5 protein-coding genes are annotated in these 3,902 nt (G+C 62.0%); 4 read left to right on the top strand and 1 reads right to left on the bottom strand.

What is annotated here, in order from left to right; all coding sequences use genetic code 11:
- From DBR24_RS08565 to DBR24_RS08580, 3 genes are all read left to right on the top strand, one after another.
- Nucleotides 1–692, top strand: a 692-nt coding sequence (locus tag DBR24_RS08565; protein ID WP_128614495.1) for a peptidylprolyl isomerase, incomplete at its 5' end; no start/stop codon positions are given.
- Between the two features lie 158 nt (nucleotides 693–850).
- Nucleotides 851–1,831, top strand: a complete 981-nt coding sequence (locus DBR24_RS08575; RefSeq protein WP_128614496.1) for a LysR family transcriptional regulator — start codon at nucleotides 851–853, stop codon at nucleotides 1,829–1,831.
- Between the two features lie 105 nt (nucleotides 1,832–1,936).
- Nucleotides 1,937–2,455, top strand: coding sequence for a GNAT family N-acetyltransferase (locus tag DBR24_RS08580; protein ID WP_128614497.1), 519 nt, complete (start codon nucleotides 1,937–1,939; stop codon nucleotides 2,453–2,455).
- Between the two features lies 1 nt (nucleotide 2,456).
- Here the strand turns inward: DBR24_RS08580 and DBR24_RS08585 are convergent, their stop codons facing one another.
- Complete coding sequence (locus DBR24_RS08585) at nucleotides 2,457–3,149, bottom strand: aspartate/glutamate racemase family protein (RefSeq protein ID WP_128614498.1); 693 nt, start codon at nucleotides 3,147–3,149, stop codon at nucleotides 2,457–2,459.
- Nucleotides 3,150–3,352: 203 nt separating this feature from the next.
- On the opposite strand from DBR24_RS08585, the gene DBR24_RS08590 reads away from it, so the two are divergent.
- Nucleotides 3,353–3,844: a hypothetical protein gene (locus tag DBR24_RS08590; RefSeq protein WP_128614499.1), complete on the top strand. Its 492-nt coding sequence runs from the start codon at nucleotides 3,353–3,355 to the stop codon at nucleotides 3,842–3,844.
- The last annotated feature ends 58 nt before the right edge of the window (nucleotides 3,845–3,902 follow it).

Below are 3,902 nucleotides of genomic sequence, written 5' to 3' on the forward strand. Positions count from 1 at the left end.
GGATTCGTACGCGTCTGGCGGAAAAAGCCGTCCTCGAACAGGCCGATGCCCAGGGGTGGGCGCAGCGTCCGGAGGTGGCACGACAGACCCGTGCGGCGACCGAGCAGATTGTCTTTCGTGACTACTTGCGTTCAGTCAGCGAAGTGCCGGCGGACTACCCGAGTGCGGCCGAGTTGCAGCAAGCCTATGACGCCGGCAAGGCGAACTGGCAGACCCCGCCGCTGTATCGGGTCAGTCAGCTTTTCCTCGGGGTGAATGACCCGCAGAACCTGGAGAGCGTGCGCAAACAGGCTGCCGAACTGAGTAAAAAGGCTCAGGCGTCACCGGGGGAATTTGCCGCGCTGGCGACTCAGTATTCGCAGGATCGCGCCAGCGCTGAACGTGGCGGCGACACGGGGCTGCAACCGTTGCAGCAACTGGTGCCGGAAGTTCGCGGTGCCGTCGCCCGGCTGAAAGTCGGCGCGGTGTCCGACCCGGTGCAAAGTGCGGCCGGGTTCCATGTGATCAAACTCACTGAACAACAACCGGCGCGTACCGCGACACTGGACGAACTGCGCGATCAACTGACTCAGGCCTTGCGTGCCCAGCGTCAGGAGCAGATCGCCCAGGCATATCTGGACGGGATGCTCAACACGGCAACGCTGAGCATCGACGGTGCCGAACTGAACAAGGTCCTCGAAACCAAGCCCTAGAAAACCCGTACACCACAACCCCTGTAGGAGTGAGCCTGCTCGCGATAGCGGTGTGTCAGGCAAAGAGATGTCAGGTGTGCCGATGCTATCGCGAGCAGGCTCACTCCTATAGGGGATCTGCGTAATGCCTAAATACAAAGATCGACAGGGAGTCATCGATGTCATTCACCGAACCCGCAGGACGACAGGGCAGCGCCGACTACCGTTGGGCGCAGGAGGCCAGTGAACCCTGGCTGGCGCAGGCCGCGACCATCCCTGCAGAGGTCGCCCGTTACTTTCTGGTCAGCGCCCGCTGCGGCTGCTTCATGCAGGCTGCGCGCAGCCTCAATGTGCGCTCGACCTTGCTGCGCAAACAGCTGGCACAGCTTGAACAGGAATTGCAGCACACGCTGTTCAGCTTTCAGGGCAGCGCCCTGAGTCTCACCCGCGAAGGCCAGCAGCTACAGGCCAAACTGGTCGCACTGGCCAACGAACGCAAACTCCCGGTGATCGAGCAACCGCTGATTCGCCTGGCCGTCGCCGAATCGATCCTGCATGACATCCTCGGCCGCGACCTGATCGCGTTACTGCGGCGCAACGCCAGCGTGCGTCTGGAAATTATCGCCCTCGACAGCGAACTGTCCCTGCGCGCCGTCAGCGCCGACATCGTGCTCTGGCTGGCCCATGGCGACACACCGTACCCGGGCCCGACCTTTGCGATTTCCAAGCCGCAGCGCCTCGCACGGCTGGACTATCTGCCGCACATCGCCAAACGTTACTCACGCGTCACTGCCCGCCCGGCCAGCGCCGAAGACCTCGCCGATTTCATGCTGGTGCAATGGCAGCACGACCGGCAGATCGGCAGTTTCCAGCCATGGAACCAACTGGTCGAACAGCGTCTGGCCGGCGTGGTGCAGATGCAGTCCTACGAGCTGATGCTGGAAATGATCCGCTGCAGCGCCTGCATCGGTTTGCTCCCGGCGTACATGAGCCGCTTCGACCGGGGGCTGGTCGCGTTGCCGGGTTTGTTTGACGAACCGATGCAGCTGCAGGCGTGGCTGGCGGTCAATGCGCAAACCCAGACAGTGGAAGAAGTGCAGGCACTGGTCGAACTGATCCACCACACCTTCGACGAACGCCACGAATGGTTCCAGCCCTGACCCCAAGCCCTGTAGGCGTGAGCCTGCAAGTGGTTACCGCTGGCAGATGAGGTGATCGGCGGTTTAGAGTCATTGGCCACACATTCGATCCAGGAAGGATCCACCATGCCCGAGCACACTCCCGCCATCAAAATCGAACGCTTCAACGAATCGCACATCGAGGGCGTTACCGCGCTGTACAACGACCCGGCCGTGACCCGGCAGGTGTTGCAGATGCCGTTCCAGTCCACGGAAGTCTGGCGCCAACGGCTAATGGCGGACAACGAGCGGGCGGTGAAGCTGGTGGCGCTGCATCAGGGGCAGGTGATCGGCAATCTGGGCCTGGAAGGCTACTCGCGGATTCGCCGCAGCCACGCCGGCAGCATCGGCATGGGCGTCGCCGTGGCGTGGCAGGGCAAGGGTGTCGGTTCGACGCTGCTGGCGGCGGCACTGGACGTCGCCGACAACTGGATGAACCTGCACCGCGTCGAGCTCACGGTCTACGCCGACAATGAAGCGGCCATTGGTTTGTACCGCAAGTTCGGCTTCGTTGACGAAGGCCTGTTTCGCGACTATGCGGTGCGCGACGGGCAATGGGTCGACACCCTGAGCATGGCCCGTCTGCGCACGCGTCCCACCGCCTGACTCAATCGCCCAGTGCGAACGCCACTGCCGACTGCGCATGCAGTTCGGTGGTGTCGAGCAGGGGCAGGGCGCTGTGCTCGGGTTTGATCAGCAGGCCGATTTCCGTGCAGCCGAGGATGATCGCCTGGGCACCACGGGCAGTCAGGGACTCGATCACTTGCCGGTAAATCTGGCGCGAGGCCTCGCTGATCACCCCCACGCACAATTCTTCGTAGATGATCCGGTGCACATCCTTGCGTTCGGCTTCGTCCGGCACCAATACCGTCAAACCCCGGGCAAGCAGACGCTGCTTGAGAAAGTCCTGTTCCATGGTGAAGGCTGTGCCGAGCAACCCGACCGTGCGTGCATCAATCTCCAGCGCAGCGCTCGCCGCCGGCTCGGCAATGTGCAAAAACGGAATGTTGATCGCTGCCTGAATCTGTTCGGCGACCTTGTGCATGGTGTTGGTACACAGCACCACGCATTCGGCGCCGCCCGCTTCGAGGCGGCGTGCGGCGTCCACCAGAATCGCCGCCGCATCGTCCCAGCGCCCGGCGTGCTGAGCCTGTTCGACAGGGCCGAAGTCAACGCTGTACATCAGCATTTTCGCCGAGCGCAACGGGCCGAGACGATCACGGACCTGTTGATTGATGAGGCGATAGTATTCGGCGCTGGACTCCCAGCTCATGCCGCCGATCAGGCCGATGGTACGCATTGGACTTCCTCTGATGATGCCCGTTGCGAAAAGTCGGGCGCCGGCAGAGTGTCCATTTGTTCAGCGCCTTGTGCCAGTGCAAAACAACTGTACCGCCGAACCTCTCGCAAAGTGTCACGGTGCCCGCTGGCGAGGTTAAACGTACGCCGGCGCTGCGATCTGTCACTATCGGCTCTTGCAGGTTCTCTCAGAGGAATGTACCGATGAACGACGTACAACAACTGGGCGAAATGCTTCGCCACTATGCCGAAAGCGAAGCGCACAAGAAGCAACTGTTCGAATCCCAATCGGCGGTGTGGACGGCGCGGATTACCGAACTGTTCGGCAATATCCAGCAATGGCTGGAACCGGTACAGGCCCCGCATCTGCTTGAGGTGAACCGCGAAGCGTATGTCGCTTTCGGGCCGAGCACGCCGGTGGAAACCTCGACCTTCAAGACTGAAAAGCTGAGCATCCTGATTGCCGGCAAACCGGTGGAGTTCGTGCCCGATGTGATGGGCAGCGCCGGACAGATTTCCCTGGCGGTGATGGGCCTGACGGCAGCGCGCTATGGCAGCATTTCGCTGGTCGGGTTGCCGGACGGCGAGTGGCAGTGGCGCAAGACCAATGGTCTGAAGGACCCGGACACGTTTGCCTTTGACGCCAACTTTCTTGCGCAGCAATTGCAGAGCCTGATTCCTCGCGATCGCGTTTAAGATCAAGGGCTTACCCCCTCACCCCAGCCCTCTCCCCCAAGGGGGCGAGGGGGAAAGG

Source organism: Pseudomonas sp. HMWF006 (assembly GCF_003061205.1).
GTDB lineage: Bacteria > Pseudomonadota > Gammaproteobacteria > Pseudomonadales > Pseudomonadaceae > Aquipseudomonas > Aquipseudomonas monsensis.